The following is a 17,181-nucleotide window of genomic DNA, read 5'->3' as shown; positions in this document are numbered from 1 at the left end:
TTCATCCTTCTCTATTAAGCTACCTTTGTTTTGCCTTCAGGGATTTCACCGCTATTTTTCGCCGCAGCGCGTTCAACATAGCCATAAAAAGCTTCTTTATTTTTACGGAATAAGAAGTAGACAACAAAGTACGCGACGATCGTTAAGCCGATCAACAATGGATTCTGGCTTAAAAATGCTAAGAAGATCAACCCAAAAATCGGTTTCCCTAAAATATTGAAGCTGGTTACCATCAACGCACCGGCTGGTAAAGTAACGCCGACTGTTTGGGCAATCTCGGTAAACATTGGTGCAGTATAAGAACACATATATAGCCCTAAGCTGAACCAGATCACACCATTTAACAATGTCTTCGCAATATTTCCATTCGATAAGCAGACCAGCGCTTGAACCATGTATGGAATCGCTAACAAGTCAACGACCGGCAATGTTTGGTTACCCGGTAAGATCATTGCGATAAAGACCATGATCGGGATCAACAAAATCCCTGAGATCAATGTTGCTGGTTCACCATAACCAGTCGCGTCATTTACACCCAAGTACCATTCACGACCTTCGTTGTTGCCGCGAACATTTTTACTAGCTGCCTGTGAGATCGGATTGAAGGCTTGTGAGAAGATTCCCGCTACTTTCGGGAAGATCGCCATGACCGCACTGGTTGCGATCGCTACTTCGGTGATTTGTCCCCATGCAGATAATTCCGCTAAATTACTGATATTTCCCAAAATCCCTAAAAACAGACCTAAGAATAAGCCCAATGAGATTGGTTCGCCCAAGAAGCCTAATTTTTTCTGCAGCCCTTGAGGATTCAATCGAACCTTATGCAGACCAAGCATATTCCAAATCGGGTCCATCAGTAGTGCAAAGATTCCTGGCTCGATATTGTGCATCGCGATGATCGTACAATTTGGATAATGATAATAGCTGGACCATCTTCTGGCTAACATTTCTGACAACAATAGACTGTACATGTTCAACAAGCACATTAAGACAACGGCTAAAATCATATTTTTCGTAGCCAAATACACCATCGAGCCCCAAACCATGTAGGAATAGTTATTCCACAAATCAGAAGGCTGGAACACATTCGTCCATTTGACTAAGAAAAGGACCGTTTGTAAAACTAAGGCAATCACTAAATAAATCATGCCCGCTTCTGTCGAATAGGCAACTAACGCCGTCGCCTGCCAACCCACATCGAATGCCGGCAGATTGATCCCTGTTTGATCGACCATCTGTTGCACAACCTTAGAAATAATCGGAGTGTAGGAATTCAAAATCAAGGTAAAACCCATTAATCCTACACCGGCATATAATCCAGATAAAAATGCCTTTTGAGTCTTCACTTTTAATACTTTGGCAACCACAAAAATCATTACCGGAACAAAAACCGCCGACCCAAACGTATCAAAAACACTCTTTAAAGTATCTAACATCTCACTACTCCTTTTTCGTTTTAATGTATTTATTTTTCTTTCTGAAAAATAAGTCTGATTCTCAAGCCGTATACTATTCCTCTAATGCGCTGAAGCGCAAAGGGAACTAGCATCCTTTATATTGTTTTCCAGCTTTACCAATAATTTCAGTAAAGCTTTGTTATTCCTATTCTTTCGCAAGAAACCAAATACAACCTTTTCTTAAAAGCTTACTTTTCTAATGCCAGCAAGACACCATCTACTTCTTCCAAAAATTCATCTTCGCCAAAACCGGTTAAAAAGCCAATCGCATTCACCACTGGAATCCCATAATCCCCATCAGGTAGCGGACTCGTATAGGTAATAAAGTCAAACTTGCCTGTTTTCGCTAACGACAATGCCTCGTTGGGATTCGCCTCTGTCGTATCAACGATATAGCCCTTTTCCTCTAATGTTTCTCTTAATTTTTCCGCCACCATTGATGATGTCACTGTTCCTGATCCACAAACTGATAATACATTGTATCTTTTCATTACTGCTTCCTCCTTTTCGCCTTATGCGATTTCTAACTCCATTTTTGCCACAATGTTATACATTTCTTCTACAGACGATGCTCGCTCTAAACGCTTTAACGTTTGGACATCTTGGAAAAGCCCCATCAATTTGCTGAGCATCTTCACCTGTCCATCCGGGTCCTCTACCGCCATTAAGATGACCAATGATACACAGACTTTTTCTTCCGGATTGATCATCGAACAAACCTCGATAGGTTCCGCCAAGGTTGCGATGGCTAAAGCTGACTGGTACACATGCTCACGATCCGTATGGGGAATAGCAATCCCGTAGTCTCCCATCTGCAATCCTGTTGGGAACCCCTTCTCTCTTTCCAATACTGCGGGAACATAGGTTGGTTTGACATATCCCAGCTCCTCCATTCTTTTCCCCAAGAATGTAATCATCTCTTCATAATCCTGCGGCTTCATTTTGCTAAAAAGCAACTCTCGTTTGATCACTCGATCCCTCCTATTCATTCTTTTTTGCTTCTTGCTTACTCAAAAGATAGCACGGAACCGCTTTCTTTTATATTTGTTTTGAAATCATTTTTTACTGAACCTATTCCGGAATATTTGTATGACTTGCTGAAAACATTGATTTCACAAGCGTTTAATCTTCCTTATCTTCACAAGCTAGCTCAATTTTTAGGTACTCATTTTTCCAAAAATTGGAAAAATAATTTTATCTTCGTACGCATATCATCACGCTAAACAGCTTGACCAATATACCTGTTAAATATTTATTATTACGTCTCCTGCTTTTACAAACTGCGAAAAGCGTGACTGACAAAAAAGGCCCACTCAACCTGCGAGTGGGCGGACATCATATTTTTTTGAAATCACTGATGATGGATAAAATCGCTGCTTTATCCTCTGCCTGATCTAGTCGGGCGATGGCTTTTTGATCACTGGCAATTTTCAGCAGCTGCATCATAGGTTGGATGTGCAATTTTTTATCGACGGCTGAGATGACTACGACATAACGATACGTTTGATCATTACTGGTAAATCCTTGTTTAACCTTTGCAAAGCACATTCCTAAGCTGCGTGTTCCGTTTTCTGGTACGGTATGAGGAATAACGATTTGATTGCCTAACAGAATACTAGGAGTGACTTCTGGAAATTGCTGTTCCAAATGCGTTAAATAGCTCGGCTCCACAATCTCACGATCAATCAGGTTCTGGGTCGACCTTCTTAAAATATCAAGCCACTCCAACTCCTCTTCCAAAATCAGGATACTCTCCTCTGTGATCACATCGATCAGATTCAATTTCGTTTCGTTAGTCAAAATCTCCTGATCCTGAATTTGAAAAATCGAATTATAAGAGATCGTCAATTCTTTTCTAATCTTGTTTTCCGTTTCCGCATTCATTGGGAGATGCTTTTTGATGATCGATAAAATATTATCCGGCTGCAGCTTATAGCTATCGATTTTGTAAATCAGCTGGATCACTTCATTAACAATCAACGTTTTATTCATGGTGGACAGATCATTTCCGACAACGATCACAGGCAGGTTGGTCGTCAATGGATTCGTTGAAAAAATCAATTGAACATCCAGCACCGCTTCCTTTTCATAAAATTCACGGATAGAAAAGGAATTGACAAAATGAATCATCGGAAACCAGTTATCCAACGTATTTTCCAGCAGCTTTGAACTAATGATTCCATTCGGACAGACCACCGCGGCTTTCACGATCGTATTGTCCAGATTGATCGGCTTTTCTTTTTGCATATAGGCGCCGATAAACATCGTGATCAAATAGATCTCGTCATTCGGAAGTCGCTCTTCAAAGAAATCTTCTAGCGGGGCGATCGAGGATTTCACGATAAAAAATAGCGGGTCTAATTGATTTTTGACAATATCAGTAAGTGTATAATCCGAGGTTAGTCCATAACGAATACGATAATAAGCTGGGGTTAAATGGAGTACCAGATTTTCGATTAATTGTGCTTTATCATTCAGCTGAATGATCGTATTTTTTTCTAGTACGGTAATAAAGGTTTCAATATGCTTTCGCAGCGCCTCTTTGTTCAGAGAAAAAGTATTGCTCAAATCAGTAATTTTTAAAGAAAGGATATAAAGACACAGATAGAGATGCTCTGTATAGGATTTTGGCAGCATTCGCTGTCCGGCAAGTACTTTAACGATTGCCGCATACTCATTGGTATCCATTATTTCCTTGGCCAGTAATCCAAAACGCTGCTCCATGGTATGCTCATTTTTTACCCTGCGATTCAGCAGAACCAGAAAATATGGTGCCGTTTGTATACGATTATCCGTATACTGAACATGTAATTCCTCTTCAACCAGCCGCAGCATTTCTCGTTGGGCATCAATCTCCGCTGATTGAATGAGCAAATATTTATCAAAAATAAGTCGATTGTAAATGGAATCCATGACCTGATCTGTCACAACTAAGATCAACCCGCGAATCACTTCCTCATCCCCGCGAAAATAATACCCATTTTTTCTAGAGTAATCGATCGTCAGCTTATATTTTTGTATCTGCTGCTTCAATTTCTTGATATCCGACACAATCGTATTCTTACTGACTTCAAGGCTCTCCGAAAAATGATAGAGAGAAAGATAATCAGCCGAGAAGATCAATAATAAAATAACTAACAGTCGATGATCCTCATCTAGGAAGCTGTTTTCGTCAGCCTTTAGTTTGCTTTCACTGTTCATGATTCCGGAGAAAGCATCGACCACCTTTGTATCCACAACAAAACTACCATTACGCGATCGAATGATTTTACGATAGTTGTGCTCTTGCAAATAATCATTGATCTTCTTTATCGCATAATCCAGTTGATTACGGGTTAAGTCATACTTTTCCATGATCTCTTTAGATGAAATCTTCACAGTTGATGCGACCGCCTGTAAAATCTGGACACTCCGATTATCTAGATCCATTCGATTCCCTCCTGCTTGTATTTTTTTCCTTTAGTCTAGCTCGAACAGGAGAGATAGTAAACGTTTTCTTTTTCGAACAGACAATAAAATAACGCTTTTACATATAAAAAGCTGTACCATAATTCTGGCACAGCTTTTTTGATTCCATTAAAATTCGCCTGGATTCGACTCGATCATCACCTTGATCTCATTACCTTCCATCACCTTATCGAAGGCTTCGCGCCATTCTGTCAACGGGTATTTTTTTGTGATCATCTCGTCGATATTGATTGCACCTTTCGCTAATAAATGGATCGCAATCGGCCAATCGTATGGATTTTGTGAGCGGCTGCCGATGTATTCGATCTCGCGTTGGATGATTGATTCTGTGTCTAAACCCACCATTTTATTGGCGAACAAGCCGACTTGGACAAATTGTCCTTGTTTGCGGATCAATGGCAGACTGGCATTAACAGCGGGAACTGCTCCTGAGGCATCATACACCTTATCCACGCCATAGCCATCCGTGATCTCATTGACGACTTTCGCTAGATCTTCCTTCATCGTATCAACGATAACATCTGCACCAAGTTTCTTTGCTAGTGCTAAACGATGAGCATCTTTTGTGATCCCCGTCATAATGACGAAGGCTCCGATTTCCTTGGCAATCTGCAAGAGATACAGTCCGATTGGTCCAGGGCCCATGATAATGATCGTATCTTTTAATTCCAAGTGACTCTTTTGATACATCGCGTGTACACAGCACGCTAATGGTTCGCTCATCGCTGCACCTTCGTAGCTTAAATGATCCGGCAACAAATGAATACTTTCTTCTCGTGCCAATACATAGTTCGCCATGGAACCATTTTGCTGCGTGCCGATTCCTTTTCGATGGGGACACAAATTATACTGCTTTTCCTTACAATAATCGCATTCGCCGCAGACATAAAAGGTCGTCTCACTGGTTACCCGATCGCCCACTTTGACTTTTGTTACATTGGCTCCGACTTCAACCACCTGCCCAGAAAATTCATGCCCTAGGACGACGGGGGTGGTGGGATTTTTGTATTCACCTTTAAACGTATGGATGTCTGATCCGCAAATACCTGTATAAGCCACTTTAATCAAGACCTTGTCATCTGTTGCTTCTGGTACAGGTAAATCGATAAATGCCATTTGGTCATAACCGGGTGCTTGTTTGGAAACACCCTTCATTGTTTTACTCATTTATATAAGCCTCCTACATCACTGTTGCTACTAATTCTGAGAGTTTCAAGAAGATCCATTTTAAAAAGTTTCCGCCGGTATCCAGATTGGTGATCTCTGCCGCACCTTCAGGAAATTTCACGATTCCTTGCGCCATTTCGGTAATGACTGGCGCAAAGTTCGTTGCCATCAATAGCGCTGCCGCCATTACAACTGTCAGTGAAATCACTGAGTGTAAAATGTTCCCTTTACGACTAGGAACTACTAAGGCTGCGAAGAATGGGATTGTCGCTAAGTCACCAAACGGCAGTACACGATTTCCTGGTAAAATGACCGCTAAGAACAAGGTGATAGGTACCATCAAAAGACCGGTAGACAAAGCAGCCGGTGAGCCTGTCGCTAACGCTGCGTCCATTCCTAGATAAATTTCGCGGTCGCCATAACGGCTTTGCAGTAATTTTTGCGCACCCTCTTGAATCGGGATCAGCCCTTCCATCAGAATTTTTACCATCCGCGGCATCAAGAACATCACACCACCCATGTTCATTCCAATTTGCAGAATACCGATGAAATCATAGCCTCCTAATAGACCAAGGAACATCCCGATGATGATCCCCATGATCATTGGTTCGCCAAAAATACCAAAACGTTTTTGGATCGTTTCAGGTTTAACATCTAATTTATTGATACCAGGAATCTTATCGACTAACCAGCCAACCGGCAGTGCCAAAACCGCATAGCCTTGCGCTGATCCCGTTGTGATACTAATTCCCTCTAAACCATAGTATTCTTGAACTTTCGGCGCAGTCTTATCAGCGATAATTTGAATAATGATCGTAAATAAAATTCCGCACAGGATGCCAAAGAAAAAACTTTTTGTTACAATGTAACCAGTTGCTGCCACAGAACTAACATGCCAGTAGTTCCAGATGTCAATGTTCAGTGTTTTCGTTCGATTTAATGCCAGCATAATTAAATTCACGATCAAGATCACTGGAATCATCACAGCCGCGATTGGTTGCGCCCAAGTCCCGGCTGAGACTGCTGGCCAGCCCGCATCAATGATCGTCAAATTCAACCCGAACCGTTCGACCATCGCTTGTGCTGCTGGACCAACGTTTGTAGTTAATACCGTAATCACCAAGTTGATCCCGATCATTCCGATCCCTACAGTTATTCCTGAAATAATTGCTTTTTTTACTGGAACTCTAAAAATAATTCCAACAATGAAAATAATGATCGGCAGCATGACGCTCGGGCCCGCACCTAAAATACTCTGTACTACATCCATTAAGCCATCCATTCACTTATTCCTCCTAATTTGTTTTGATCTTATTTCTCAACACATATATCATTCCGCGAAACTTCTAAAGCCAAATAATCTGTGAATCGCGGAACGGATATACATGAATGATCTGTTATTGGATTCCTTTTGCCGCCTCAATGATTTGATTTTCAACTTTTTCTGTTCCGATCCCTGTTAAAAAGGCCATAGCTGAAATCGCAGGAATTTTGTATTGAGTTGGAAGCATCGTCGTAGAGATCAGCATGTCCGCTTCATCCTGTTTTCCAGCCGCTTCCGCAATCTTAATTTGGGTGATTTCCACTGGCAGATTATTTCTGGCAAATAAATCCTCGACCTTTTTCATAACGACCGTTGATGTTGCGATTCCTGCTCCACATGCTACTAATACACGAATTGTTTTCATAATGATTTTCTCCTTTTAATGTTTTTTGACTACTTGCCCTGTCCTATCTGCAAAAGATAGAACGCGCTTCTTTTTTTATAGCTGATTTTTTTTAATGGTCATCACTAACTCATTTTCAGTAGTGGCTAACAATAGTTCTGATAAAACCGAATCATTTTGTAAAAGCCCCATCAACGATTGCAGCATTTCTAACTGCGCATGAGGCTGATTCAACCCTAAAACAAAGACGATCTGTGCTTTGACCTGCTGAGTATTATCTTCCATACTGTAAAAAGTCACAGGCTCCTGCATTGTAATCACTGCAACAAATTCCTCTCGTACACATTCAGCATCTGTATGCGGGATCGCCGCACCAAAGCTCATTAATTGAATCCCCGTTGGAAATTCCTTTTCCCGCTTCATGATCCGTTCGAAAAAGTCCTCTCGTACCCAGCCAAGATCGAATGCTTTCTGATATACCTGTTCAAATAGTTCCTCCTGTGACGTAAAGTTCTCTTGCGCGAAAACTAATGGTTCTTTCACATAGGAACTTAGTGTCGTTTCTGCCATCAATTTGCCCTCCAATATTCCTCGTTGAAACGCATCAACGCTTCTTGAATCTCATCCTTCGTTTTTGCTTTTTCTAATTGTGTTAATTCCTCTGCACCCGCCAAACTCATCATTTCAAAAATCAGATCCAAGTGCTCCTCTTTATCGTTGGAGCCTAATAATATAACTGTATGAATTCTTCTGCCGTCCTCAGATAGAATGCCTTTTTTCACCAGGCCTAGACTGATTCCAACACCGATTGCTCCCGCTTCTGTCACTGTATGGGGCAAAGCGATCTTATGTCGTAAAACGGTATAAGCTGGTAGATTAGGCATCTCTTTCTTCAAAGCCTTGATGTACTCTGGCGTGATTACCTGCTGACGTTCAAGTGGTCGCGCTAACGCCTCTAAAACCTCTGACCAACTGATCGCATCTTCAAAAATTTGAATCGTTTCACCTTTCAAAAGATCAATTAAATGCGGTCGTTTTCTTTCAAGAATCTTGGATTCTTTCGGAGCGAACAATCCTAACAGCTCCTCATAGAGACTTGTTTCATCCACGACCTCCGCATGTTTTTTAACTACTGCCAAAATTTTTTCTGGCGTTACAATCCCTGTCTGAATAATCGCCGTTGATCGTAAAACACGTTCTCTTAATTGCCGTTTTTCTTGTTCAGATAAAAAATTATTCACGACAAAGACTTTCTTTTCGGTTTTCAGCGGAACCGCCGAAAAAATGAAATCCACATCAACCTCTGTTCGGTAAAATTCCCGTGCCGACATCGACCTCACAAAATCAATTTCCGGAAGCAGGTTTTTTAAGGTGTTCTCCAATAAAACAGCAATTGAGATCCCGTTAGGACAAACAATAATCGCTCGCTTGCGGTTTTCCGGGTGAATAATTTCCGTGCTCTCAACGATGTGGCTGCCGATAAACAACGAAATAAAAAATAATTCGGCATCAGGAACTGGTTGTTCAAAGTACGTTTCCAATGGACCACTAGCTTCCTTAACTAAGTAAAATAGTGAAAACAAATTGGCATCCTTATTCTCTTGATAGAAACGCGTCTGCAGATTCAAATGGTATTTGATTCGATAATAGGCTGGCCGCATATGGACGAGCAACCGCTCTAATAACTTTTCCTTTTCCTCAAGGTTGACACCTGCGATACGTTCAAAATTCGCAATGACCTTCTCAAGCGCCTCTTTCATCTTATTGATCGCTTTGACCGACAAGATATCGCCTCGCGAGAGATTCGTTGTCAATAGCAGCATTGTTACATACACACGTTCGTTCTCACTTAAACCATCCACGTCCCAAATGACTCGATCCGCAGCGAGATACTCCTTCGTGTCGGCAAGCTCGCGATAATTGACCTTAAAACTATAAGAAATCAATTTACCCTTTTGCGCTCGGCGAATTATCAAAATGATTAATAGCGGCAACGTTTTTAATCGTTCGTCGGTAAATTGAACGTCCAATTCTTCTTCTACCAGCTCCACCCGTTTGCGAAACACTTCGATTTGTTCAGGATCGATATTGGCGAATTGAATAATCACGTTGATACCGTTGTACATGGCCGCGAGATTATTCAATAAATCAGACAGAAGGTTTCGTTTATTCCACTCATCGCCTTGGATGAAATACCCCTTTTGCCTGGTATACTTCAAAGCCAGTTCATGTTTCTGAAGCGCGTGATCCACTTCCTTTAAGTCCCTCAGCACCGTATTTCGACTGACTTTTAGATCCTCAATGAAATGATTCAAGGATAAATACTCTTCTTTGCTTAGCAACATCAATTCAATTATGTCCGCCCGTTCTTTACCGGAGAACACATAGCTTTCTGTCGATTCTCCGAATTGCTCATCACCACCCTTATAATTTGAAAGAATCTCATTTGCGATCAGAAAGTGGCCATTTTTTGTTCGTTTGATCTCACTCAACTTCTCATCTACTAAAGAATCATTAATCTTTTTCAACGCATAATTCAATTGTCCCCGCGTCAAATCAAATTTCTCACATAACGCTTTACTAGTGATTTGCGGATTGTTGACTAATTCAACAAAAATCTGATTCGTTCGTTCTTCTAAATTCATTCTCATCCCTCTTTACATCTTCAATTTAGACGAAAAACGCTTACATTTCCATCTTCTTTGTTCCCAAATAGTTCGGTGTTCTTTATGCAGCTTGGTACTCACAAATGCCTTTTTTCACAAAAAAAAATGAGCAAAAACCAGAAATCCCCAATTAAAGGGGTACGATCGTTCCAGCGTTCCTGTTTTTTGCTACATATTATGCAGCTTGGTACTCTTATTCATCTTTCATTTTAACAAGAGTCTCATTAGTTGTCTGTTTTTTATGTAAGTTAGCTTTTGCAAATAAAACGAAAGATGGACTCTAATTTATACAAAAAAGGACTGAAATGAATACGTTCACTTAAGTCCTTTCGTTAATTGGTTATTTAAAACTCGTTTTTGATCCGCTTAAAAAGGGTACTGACCGTTTCCTGATTTCGTCGTTACCCATTGAACTCGCGTAAATTCCTCCAAGACCCACTCACCATTAAAGCGTCCGATCCCCGAATTTTTCTCTCCGCCAAAGGGGGCATTCGGTTGGTCATCGACAGTCAGACCATTAATATGACACATTCCGGCTTCGATTCTATTTGCCAGAGCACGCCCTTTGTCTAAATCTTTGGTAAATAAGGCGCTCGACAAACCATATTCTGTATCATTCGCTGCATTGATCGCCGCTTCCGTATCCTTCACCTTCAGAATCGGCAGCACGGGTCCAAAGATTTCTTGATGGAAAATTTCTAAAGCAGGGTCTTCGGAGACTAAAACAACTGGCTCAACGACTTGTCCTTTGATAGAACCCTCCACTAAGAAAGTGGCTCCTGCTTCTTTCGCCTGCTGAATGATCTCTTGAATTTGATCCGTCTGTTTTTGATTGATGATTGGCCCAACGACCGTCTTTTCATCAGATGGATCACCGGAAACCAACTCTTTTACTCGTTCCACTACTTTATGAACAAATTCATCAAATACAGCCTCCACCACGATTGCTCGATTTGCTGCCATGCAGATTTGTCCGGAATGCATGAACTTGCTGACGATCAAAGCGTGTGCGGCTTCTTCAATGTCTGCATCATCAAGTACGATAAATGGGGAATTTCCCCCTAATTCTAATGCCACCTGTTTGATCTTTTTGCCGCTCATTGCTTGACTCGCGATATTTTTCCCTACTGGAGTGGAGCCAGTAAAGGAAATGAACCCTGGTATTGGATGAGCAACAAAATAATCTCCGATCTCACTGCCGCTGCCGACAGTGACATTAACTAAGCCTTTAGGAACGCCTGCTTCTTCGAATATCCTTGCAGGTAAAAGACCTCCAGTCACTGGACTATCACTGGCTGGTTTAATCACAACGCCATTTCCTGCAGCAATGGCAGGAGCTAAAGAGCGCATCGTCAAATGAAAGGGGAAATTCCACGGGCTGATAATGCCAATTACTCCTACAGGTCTGTGGGTCACAAAACTTTCTTCTTCAACTGTGTTCGTTGGTAAAAGCTTCCCCTCTGTTCGCATCGGAAAGCTGGCTGCTTCTTCAGTAATCCCTTTTGCCAGATTAACTTCGAGTCCCGCCTTTATTTGGGTGGCTCCCCCTTCTTTGATCAGCCATTCAACGATCTCTGCTTGCTTTTCTTCCATTAGCAAGGCTGCCTTTTTCACAACCTCACTTCGCTCTTGAGGTGTTTTAGCCATCCATTCTTTTTGGGCTCTTTGAGCTGCTTGATAGGCTTCATCGACATCTTCTGTATTCGCACCTTGAATCTTCAAGAGCGTTTCTTGCGTATAAGGGTTTTTATCCTCATTCACATGCTCTGAGTCATTGCCTAATTTCCATTCTCCGCCAATAAATTGTTTTTCGAACTGTTTTACCATATTCTCCACCTCTCCTATCCTTCCATATTAGAATACGCTTTCAGTAAAAAGCAAAAATCCGGCTCAAAAAGATAAGCCTCTGAATCTATCTGCCTTTTTAAAGGCTATCTTTCCTTTATTCAATAAAAATAGGAGTTGCGACAAAAATCTTGTCACAGCTCCTGTTTTCGAACAAATGTTATTTCAGAAGTAGCTTCTTCGGAAATAAACCGAAAATTCTTGAAGCTGACCACTTCTGTCACAACCGCTTTACTCAACGGCTATCCTTATCTCATAAGGTTCAAGTTTAAACAGTTGTACCAAAATACGATTTACCTGTTCAAATAATTCGTTGTTATCGTCGAATCGTTGTTTTGTCTGGATTCGCTGATTCCCTGTCTGATAACTAATTTGATCGCCAAAATAGTTTGGTTTGATTACCTCATTTGCTTTTTGCAAAACAATCTCCTCTTCGCCGATCCCTACAGAAATGGCCTTCTCTTTCCACCCGTTCTTTTGAGCAATCGTTTGAACAAGGGATGGGACATCAAAATGATCTAGTACAGCGGATCGATGATCTTCAAAATGAATGGTGAAGGTCTCCGTATTTTGCAGTCCGCAAGCATTACAACCACCCTCGATTAGAAATGCTTTACTGGATATCGCTGCTTTAGGCATGCGATTCCCTCACTTTCTGGTAGATTTTCGTTAGTGAATCCGCATCTAAATCAGCAAAAGACGAAACTACCATATCCGCGAATGCCAAATCTTGCTTTGGAAATACCGGATTGGCAAAGCCAACACAAACCATTCCCGCATTGTGAACAGCTCCCGTACCATTTTTTGTATCTTCAATACCTAAGCAATTTTCAGGCATTACACCTATCCGCTCTGCCGCAGCCAAATAAACGTCTGGGGCCGGCTTCGAATTCTCCACCTCTTCAGTACTAACGACTTCTGAAAAATATTCAGACAAGCCAATTTCTGCTAGATTCACTTTGATTTCTGCTAATGACGACGAGGATGCTACTGCCAGTTTCAAGCCTGACTGAGACAATCCTTTAACAAACTCCTGAACATGAGGAATTACTCTAATGCCGTCTCGCTTGATCATTGCCTGCCGCAAAGCTGTCATTTGCTGAACATAATCCGAAACGGATAAGGGCAATGAAAATTCCTGCTTCATTTTTTCCCACATATAGTCACTAGTCGTACCCATGAATTGAAAATGATAACTGTCTTCTACCTCATGGCCAGCTTCTCTTAAAATCTGTGATTTACTTTGAAAATACGTATACTCTGAATCGACTAAGACCCCATCCATATCAAAAATAATCGCTTCTAACATTGGTCCCCTCCATTAAAACGTTTGTTTAAACTCTACCATAGTTAAATGACTGAGTGTAGCTATTATAGGAAAAAGGCCAGCTAAATTGAGATTACCTAAACTTTCATTTACTCTTGCTTCAGTCAAAAAATTAATATTTAGTCTTAAACACAATTTTTTTCAAAAAAAAATGTAACAATCAACGAAAATTTAATAACGCTGTAGATTTAAAAGTATTAAACAAATCTCTTTAATGCTCCTATGGTAAATCCTATTTTTCGTTAAGTTATTTAAAACTCGATTATTTCAATTGACTATCTATCAAAAAAACACCAAAAACCTTATTATTCAAAAGGTTAATTTTTTTTAATAGAAAAAGGTATTTGCAAAACCTATTTACTTTTCCGTTATCTAATATTATCATTTTTGTGAAAAGTATTACTTGATAATGAATAAAAATAGACAATTGGAGGATGACATTGATGGATACAGTGAAGCTTGGACAAAGGCAGATTTTTGGTATGAAGAATACAAATCTTATGAAACGGGTAGCGAAGTATTTTGAACAAACCAAGAATGCCGCGCAAGTCGTTGAGTATTTGGTTGCGATTCTTTTGCGATATGCTTTATGCGCGAGTGATTATTCACTAGAGCCATTGACAGGGCTTATCCATCAGATTTTTCTTACCACAACACCGAATGATACGTTGCGGAAGCACTGTGTCTTCTTTGAGTCGTTCTTTTCAACGGATGAATGGCAAAAAGTCGTGAATCGTCTATTTAAAAATGAAAGCGAATACCAAGAATTTACTAAGGAAACGAGTTTCTATAAAACCTACTTGGAGAAAAAGAACCGTGAACAGCCGGAACCTTCTGAATACCAGTACACGTTGATATCGAGCTTCAAGGACTCAAATGGAAAAAAACATACATGGACACTGCGTAATACAAAACGAGTCTCTGAACACTTAGAAAATGAAACCGCTAACGTCTTAAAACTCTTAACGAGCTTAACGGTTTTTCAGACCGACTCTGCTCGTCGCTTTGCTGTATATTTGAATTTTTCTAGCCATGAAGGCCGGATCGATGCCCAGCATAAAGAGGTTCAAGAAGAAGTTGTTCCAACCGAGACGATGGAAGAGCAAACGACACCTAGAGCTTCGATTGAAAATAAAAAGCCGCAAAAGCAACCTGCAGCTGTGTCCACGGCTACGTCTAAACCGCCTTATTATGATGAAGTCGCTGCAAAAGTAGAAGCAAAATATCCACTGCCGGGAGAAAAAACGCCAACGGAGCTGGAGCTGTCTGGTCTGGAATCTGCTTCCGCCATTGAATCCGCCGAGAATTCGCATGAACTGGATATCAACTACTTACGCTATGGAAAAACCAAAGAACAAATCAAGGAAGGTCGGAAAAAGAAAGAACTAGACATGAGGGCTGCTAAAGCTTCAGGAAAAAGTGGGAAGAAGAAACCTAGAGGAAATCAAAAGAAGAAAAAGGGGAAAAACAAGAAAAATAAGAAGCAGAAATGATCGTAGGGAATTATTTCGGTAGCCTATGGAACGGAAGCTTCTTTAATATGCCCAAATATGCCCGAAAATCATTCTGATTGAGCCTGTTCGATAACTATTTTCCGTTGTAGTTAAGAGATTGTAACAAAAAAAGCGCAACACTTGGCTGCACTTTTACAAGGTTCTCTCAATAGACTTCTCTGGAATAAACCACATCAATAAAATTAAGACATTAACAACTAATACAGCAATTGGAGCAATTAATTTTCCTAAGATTAAAGCTACGATTGCCAAGCCAATAGATAGGTATAATTTGGGGTAGTGCCTAAATAATTGCCCAATTTTAGAATCTTTTCCGTTTGCGCGAACTAATGCTCGAATCAACAAATAGTAGGCAAAATCTGTTCCTAATGTTACTAACCCGTACAATGCTTGCGGCGCCCAAGAAAAAGGATAGTCGCCGACCCAAGCAGTGACATAGGGAAAAAGTGTCATCATCAAAATCAAAAAATTATTGGCCCATAATACCCAGCCATCTACTTTTCGAACTAGCTGAAAAAGATGATGGTGGTTGTTCCAGTAAATTGCTAAGCTGACAAAACTGATTAAATAGACGATAAATTTATGCTCCATATGTAAAAAGGCGGACCACGTAGAACCATTCGGCTCATGTAATTCTAACACTAACAAGGTCATGATAATGGCGATGACCGCATCTGTAAAAGCTTCAATTCGTGACTTTGGCATTTTCTCTTAACTCCATTCGTTACTTACTAAACTATAGTTTCTCCTCCTATTAAACAAAAAAATCGATTGATTTGCCAATAAATACGTCTTAAGTTGGACGTAAGTGAGAAAATTGTTTGCTAAACTAGGTTTAAGTTAAAACAAATGGAAAGAAGGAATTTAAAATGATGAAAGATTACCCTATGGTTGTACGAATTTTAGCTGTTGTCGGCTTTTTCTTAGTTGCTAGTTTGATTTTAAGTATTGTTGGTCCGCTTATTTCAGGCCTGATCGGATTATTCTTTAGAATTGCTATTCCGTTAGCCATTGCTTACTTCTTGGTCAACTGGTTGACCAAACGTCGTGGACGGACCTATTAAAATAAAAAATGACGAAAGCTGATTGAGCTTTCGTCATTTTTTTGATTTACCCCAACGCAACATCCAAAATCATCATAATAATAAACCCCAGCATCGCACCAAAAACACCAAAATGATGTTTGCTGTCTGTTGTCGCCTGAGCTTCCGGGATTAATTCCTCCACTACAACGTAGATCATCGCCCCAGCCGCAAAAGAAAGAGCGTATGGCAGCAACGGTTGGACACTTGTTACCAATAGCGCTCCGATTACCGCTGCGATCGGTTCGACAAGTCCTGATGCTTGTCCATAAATAAAGGATTTCGTCCGACTCAGCCCTTCTTGACGTAACGGAATTGAGACCGCCGCACCTTCTGGAAAATTTTGAATTCCGATCCCTAAGGATACCGAAATTGCGGCCAAAACTGCGGCAGTAGGATTTGCTGCTTCACTGGCTGCACCAAAAGCAACGCCGACTGCCAAGCCTTCCGGAATATTATGCAGCGTAATAGAAAACACCAACAAAATCGTCCGTTTTAAATGGCTGGGAAATCCTTCTTTTTCCTTATTGGGTCCAAAATGCATATGAGGAATTGTCTTATCTGCTATATAAAGAAACAGTCCGCCAAGACCAAAACCAATACTAACCACTAACCAAGGAATCGATCCATTCTCCTCAGCTGCAGCAATCGCCGGATCTAACAATGACCAAAAACTCGCCGCGATCATCACACCAGAGGCAAAACCCAACATCAAATTCAGTACGTTGCGGTTGATATTTTTAAAGAAAAAGACCAATGCAGCTCCCAAAGCAGTCATTCCCCAAGTAAATAGCGTTCCTACTAATGCTTGTTGCCAGGCTGCTAGGCCTAATAACCATTCAATCATACAAACCTCCATACTAGTTATTCTGGTAGTTATCTTTCTTATGGATCGCCCATTTGCTGATCCATTAAAAATTTTTTTCTTGCATCCGATTTCATTCAACTATTAAACTAACTTAATGAAACCGACAAAACATAGACTGGT

The 17,181-nt window shown here is 40.7% G+C and carries 16 protein-coding genes; 2 read left to right on the top strand and 14 right to left on the bottom strand.

The features are described from left to right. Nucleotides 1–14: 14 nt before the first annotated feature. From KQI58_RS12050 to KQI58_RS11995, 12 genes are all read right to left on the bottom strand, one after another. The gene (locus tag KQI58_RS12050) at nucleotides 15–1,436 is read right to left on the bottom strand and encodes a PTS galactitol transporter subunit IIC (protein WP_216409341.1); all 1,422 of its coding nucleotides are present in this window, start codon (nucleotides 1,434–1,436) and stop codon (nucleotides 15–17) included. A gap of 209 nt (nucleotides 1,437–1,645) precedes the next feature. Next, nucleotides 1,646–1,948 carry a PTS sugar transporter subunit IIB gene (locus KQI58_RS12045; RefSeq protein WP_010742587.1) on the bottom strand — a complete coding sequence of 101 codons (303 nt, stop codon included), beginning with the start codon at nucleotides 1,946–1,948 and terminating at the stop codon, nucleotides 1,646–1,648. A 21-nt stretch (nucleotides 1,949–1,969) separates the two neighbouring features. Continuing rightward, the gene (locus KQI58_RS12040; protein WP_216409340.1) at nucleotides 1,970–2,428 is read right to left on the bottom strand and encodes a PTS sugar transporter subunit IIA; all 459 of its coding nucleotides are present in this window, start codon (nucleotides 2,426–2,428) and stop codon (nucleotides 1,970–1,972) included. Nucleotides 2,429–2,792: 364 nt separating this feature from the next. Beyond that, complete coding sequence (locus KQI58_RS12035) at nucleotides 2,793–4,886, bottom strand: BglG family transcription antiterminator (protein WP_216409339.1); 2,094 nt, start codon at nucleotides 4,884–4,886, stop codon at nucleotides 2,793–2,795. A 147-nt stretch (nucleotides 4,887–5,033) separates the two neighbouring features. Beyond that, nucleotides 5,034–6,092: a zinc-binding dehydrogenase gene (locus KQI58_RS12030; RefSeq protein ID WP_216409338.1), complete on the bottom strand. Its 1,059-nt coding sequence runs from the start codon at nucleotides 6,090–6,092 to the stop codon at nucleotides 5,034–5,036. 13 nt (nucleotides 6,093–6,105) lie between these two features. Next, nucleotides 6,106–7,374 carry a PTS galactitol transporter subunit IIC gene (locus tag KQI58_RS12025; RefSeq protein WP_216409337.1) on the bottom strand — a complete coding sequence of 423 codons (1,269 nt, stop codon included), beginning with the start codon at nucleotides 7,372–7,374 and terminating at the stop codon, nucleotides 6,106–6,108. 115 nt (nucleotides 7,375–7,489) lie between these two features. Further along, on the bottom strand, nucleotides 7,490–7,780 hold the full coding sequence (locus tag KQI58_RS12020) for a PTS sugar transporter subunit IIB (protein ID WP_216409336.1): 291 nt from the start codon (nucleotides 7,778–7,780) through the stop codon (nucleotides 7,490–7,492). 75 nt (nucleotides 7,781–7,855) lie between these two features. Beyond that, entirely contained in the window at nucleotides 7,856–8,329 is a 474-nt protein-coding gene (locus KQI58_RS12015; RefSeq protein WP_216409335.1) for a PTS sugar transporter subunit IIA, read from the bottom strand. Continuing rightward, the gene (locus KQI58_RS12010) at nucleotides 8,329–10,404 is read right to left on the bottom strand and encodes a BglG family transcription antiterminator (protein ID WP_216409334.1); all 2,076 of its coding nucleotides are present in this window, start codon (nucleotides 10,402–10,404) and stop codon (nucleotides 8,329–8,331) included. Before KQI58_RS12010 ends, KQI58_RS12015 begins: the two co-directional genes overlap by 1 nt. Nucleotides 10,405–10,791: 387 nt before the next feature. After that, complete coding sequence (locus KQI58_RS12005; protein ID WP_216409333.1) at nucleotides 10,792–12,252, bottom strand: aldehyde dehydrogenase family protein; 1,461 nt, start codon at nucleotides 12,250–12,252, stop codon at nucleotides 10,792–10,794. 249 nt (nucleotides 12,253–12,501) lie between these two features. Further along, complete coding sequence (locus KQI58_RS12000) at nucleotides 12,502–12,909, bottom strand: DUF4809 family protein (RefSeq protein ID WP_216409332.1); 408 nt, start codon at nucleotides 12,907–12,909, stop codon at nucleotides 12,502–12,504. Continuing rightward, entirely contained in the window at nucleotides 12,902–13,579 is a 678-nt protein-coding gene (locus tag KQI58_RS11995; RefSeq protein ID WP_216409331.1) for an HAD family hydrolase, read from the bottom strand. Before KQI58_RS11995 ends, KQI58_RS12000 begins: the two co-directional genes overlap by 8 nt. A 461-nt stretch (nucleotides 13,580–14,040) precedes the next feature. Here KQI58_RS11995 and KQI58_RS11990 point away from each other — a divergent pair, with 461 nt between their 5' ends. Next, nucleotides 14,041–15,090 (top strand): hypothetical protein, encoded by a 1,050-nt coding sequence (locus tag KQI58_RS11990; protein WP_216409330.1) that lies wholly within the window; start codon nucleotides 14,041–14,043, stop codon nucleotides 15,088–15,090. Between the two features lie 153 nt (nucleotides 15,091–15,243). Here KQI58_RS11990 and KQI58_RS11985 read toward each other — a convergent pair whose 3' ends face one another. Next, on the bottom strand, nucleotides 15,244–15,816 hold the full coding sequence (locus tag KQI58_RS11985) for a TMEM175 family protein (protein WP_216409329.1): 573 nt from the start codon (nucleotides 15,814–15,816) through the stop codon (nucleotides 15,244–15,246). 164 nt (nucleotides 15,817–15,980) lie between these two features. Between KQI58_RS11985 and KQI58_RS11980 the strand changes: the two genes are divergently transcribed. Then, entirely contained in the window at nucleotides 15,981–16,175 is a 195-nt protein-coding gene (locus tag KQI58_RS11980) for a hypothetical protein (protein WP_016179303.1), read from the top strand. Between the two features lie 46 nt (nucleotides 16,176–16,221). Here KQI58_RS11980 and KQI58_RS11975 read toward each other — a convergent pair whose 3' ends face one another. Then, a complete protein-coding gene (locus KQI58_RS11975; RefSeq protein WP_216409328.1) occupies nucleotides 16,222–17,040 on the bottom strand; it encodes a ZIP family metal transporter in 819 nt (272 codons plus the stop codon). Nucleotides 17,041–17,181 lie beyond the last annotated feature (141 nt).

The organism is Enterococcus raffinosus (assembly GCF_018917525.1).
Lineage (GTDB): Bacteria > Bacillota > Bacilli > Lactobacillales > Enterococcaceae > Enterococcus_A > Enterococcus_A raffinosus_A.
Note: the sequence above shows the minus strand (reverse complement) of the source record. Positions and strands in the feature narration are given on the sequence as shown.

Bases quoted from the DNA above. Each gene is read 5' to 3' on its own strand.
- KQI58_RS11985 (WP_216409329.1), bottom strand. From the start codon at position 15,816: ATGCCAAAGTCACGAATTGAAGCTTTTACAGATGCGGTCATCGCCATT.
- KQI58_RS12010 (WP_216409334.1), bottom strand. From the start codon at position 10,404: ATGAATTTAGAAGAACGAACGAATCAGATTTTTGTTGAATTAGTCAAC.
- KQI58_RS12050 (WP_216409341.1), bottom strand. From the start codon at position 1,436: ATGTTAGATACTTTAAAGAGTGTTTTTGATACGTTTGGGTCGGCGGTT.
- KQI58_RS11975 (WP_216409328.1), bottom strand. From the start codon at position 17,040: ATGATTGAATGGTTATTAGGCCTAGCAGCCTGGCAACAAGCATTAGTA.
- KQI58_RS12035 (WP_216409339.1), bottom strand. From the start codon at position 4,886: ATGGATCTAGATAATCGGAGTGTCCAGATTTTACAGGCGGTCGCATCA.
- KQI58_RS12015 (WP_216409335.1), bottom strand. From the start codon at position 8,329: ATGGCAGAAACGACACTAAGTTCCTATGTGAAAGAACCATTAGTTTTC.
- KQI58_RS12005 (WP_216409333.1), bottom strand. From the start codon at position 12,252: ATGGTAAAACAGTTCGAAAAACAATTTATTGGCGGAGAATGGAAATTA.
- KQI58_RS12045 (WP_010742587.1), bottom strand. From the start codon at position 1,948: ATGAAAAGATACAATGTATTATCAGTTTGTGGATCAGGAACAGTGACA.
- KQI58_RS12030 (WP_216409338.1), bottom strand. From the start codon at position 6,092: ATGAGTAAAACAATGAAGGGTGTTTCCAAACAAGCACCCGGTTATGAC.
- KQI58_RS11995 (WP_216409331.1), bottom strand. From the start codon at position 13,579: ATGTTAGAAGCGATTATTTTTGATATGGATGGGGTCTTAGTCGATTCA.
- KQI58_RS11980 (WP_016179303.1), top strand. From the start codon at position 15,981: ATGATGAAAGATTACCCTATGGTTGTACGAATTTTAGCTGTTGTCGGC.
- KQI58_RS12020 (WP_216409336.1), bottom strand. From the start codon at position 7,780: ATGAAAACAATTCGTGTATTAGTAGCATGTGGAGCAGGAATCGCAACA.
- KQI58_RS11990 (WP_216409330.1), top strand. From the start codon at position 14,041: ATGGATACAGTGAAGCTTGGACAAAGGCAGATTTTTGGTATGAAGAAT.
- KQI58_RS12025 (WP_216409337.1), bottom strand. From the start codon at position 7,374: ATGGATGGCTTAATGGATGTAGTACAGAGTATTTTAGGTGCGGGCCCG.
- KQI58_RS12000 (WP_216409332.1), bottom strand. From the start codon at position 12,909: ATGCCTAAAGCAGCGATATCCAGTAAAGCATTTCTAATCGAGGGTGGT.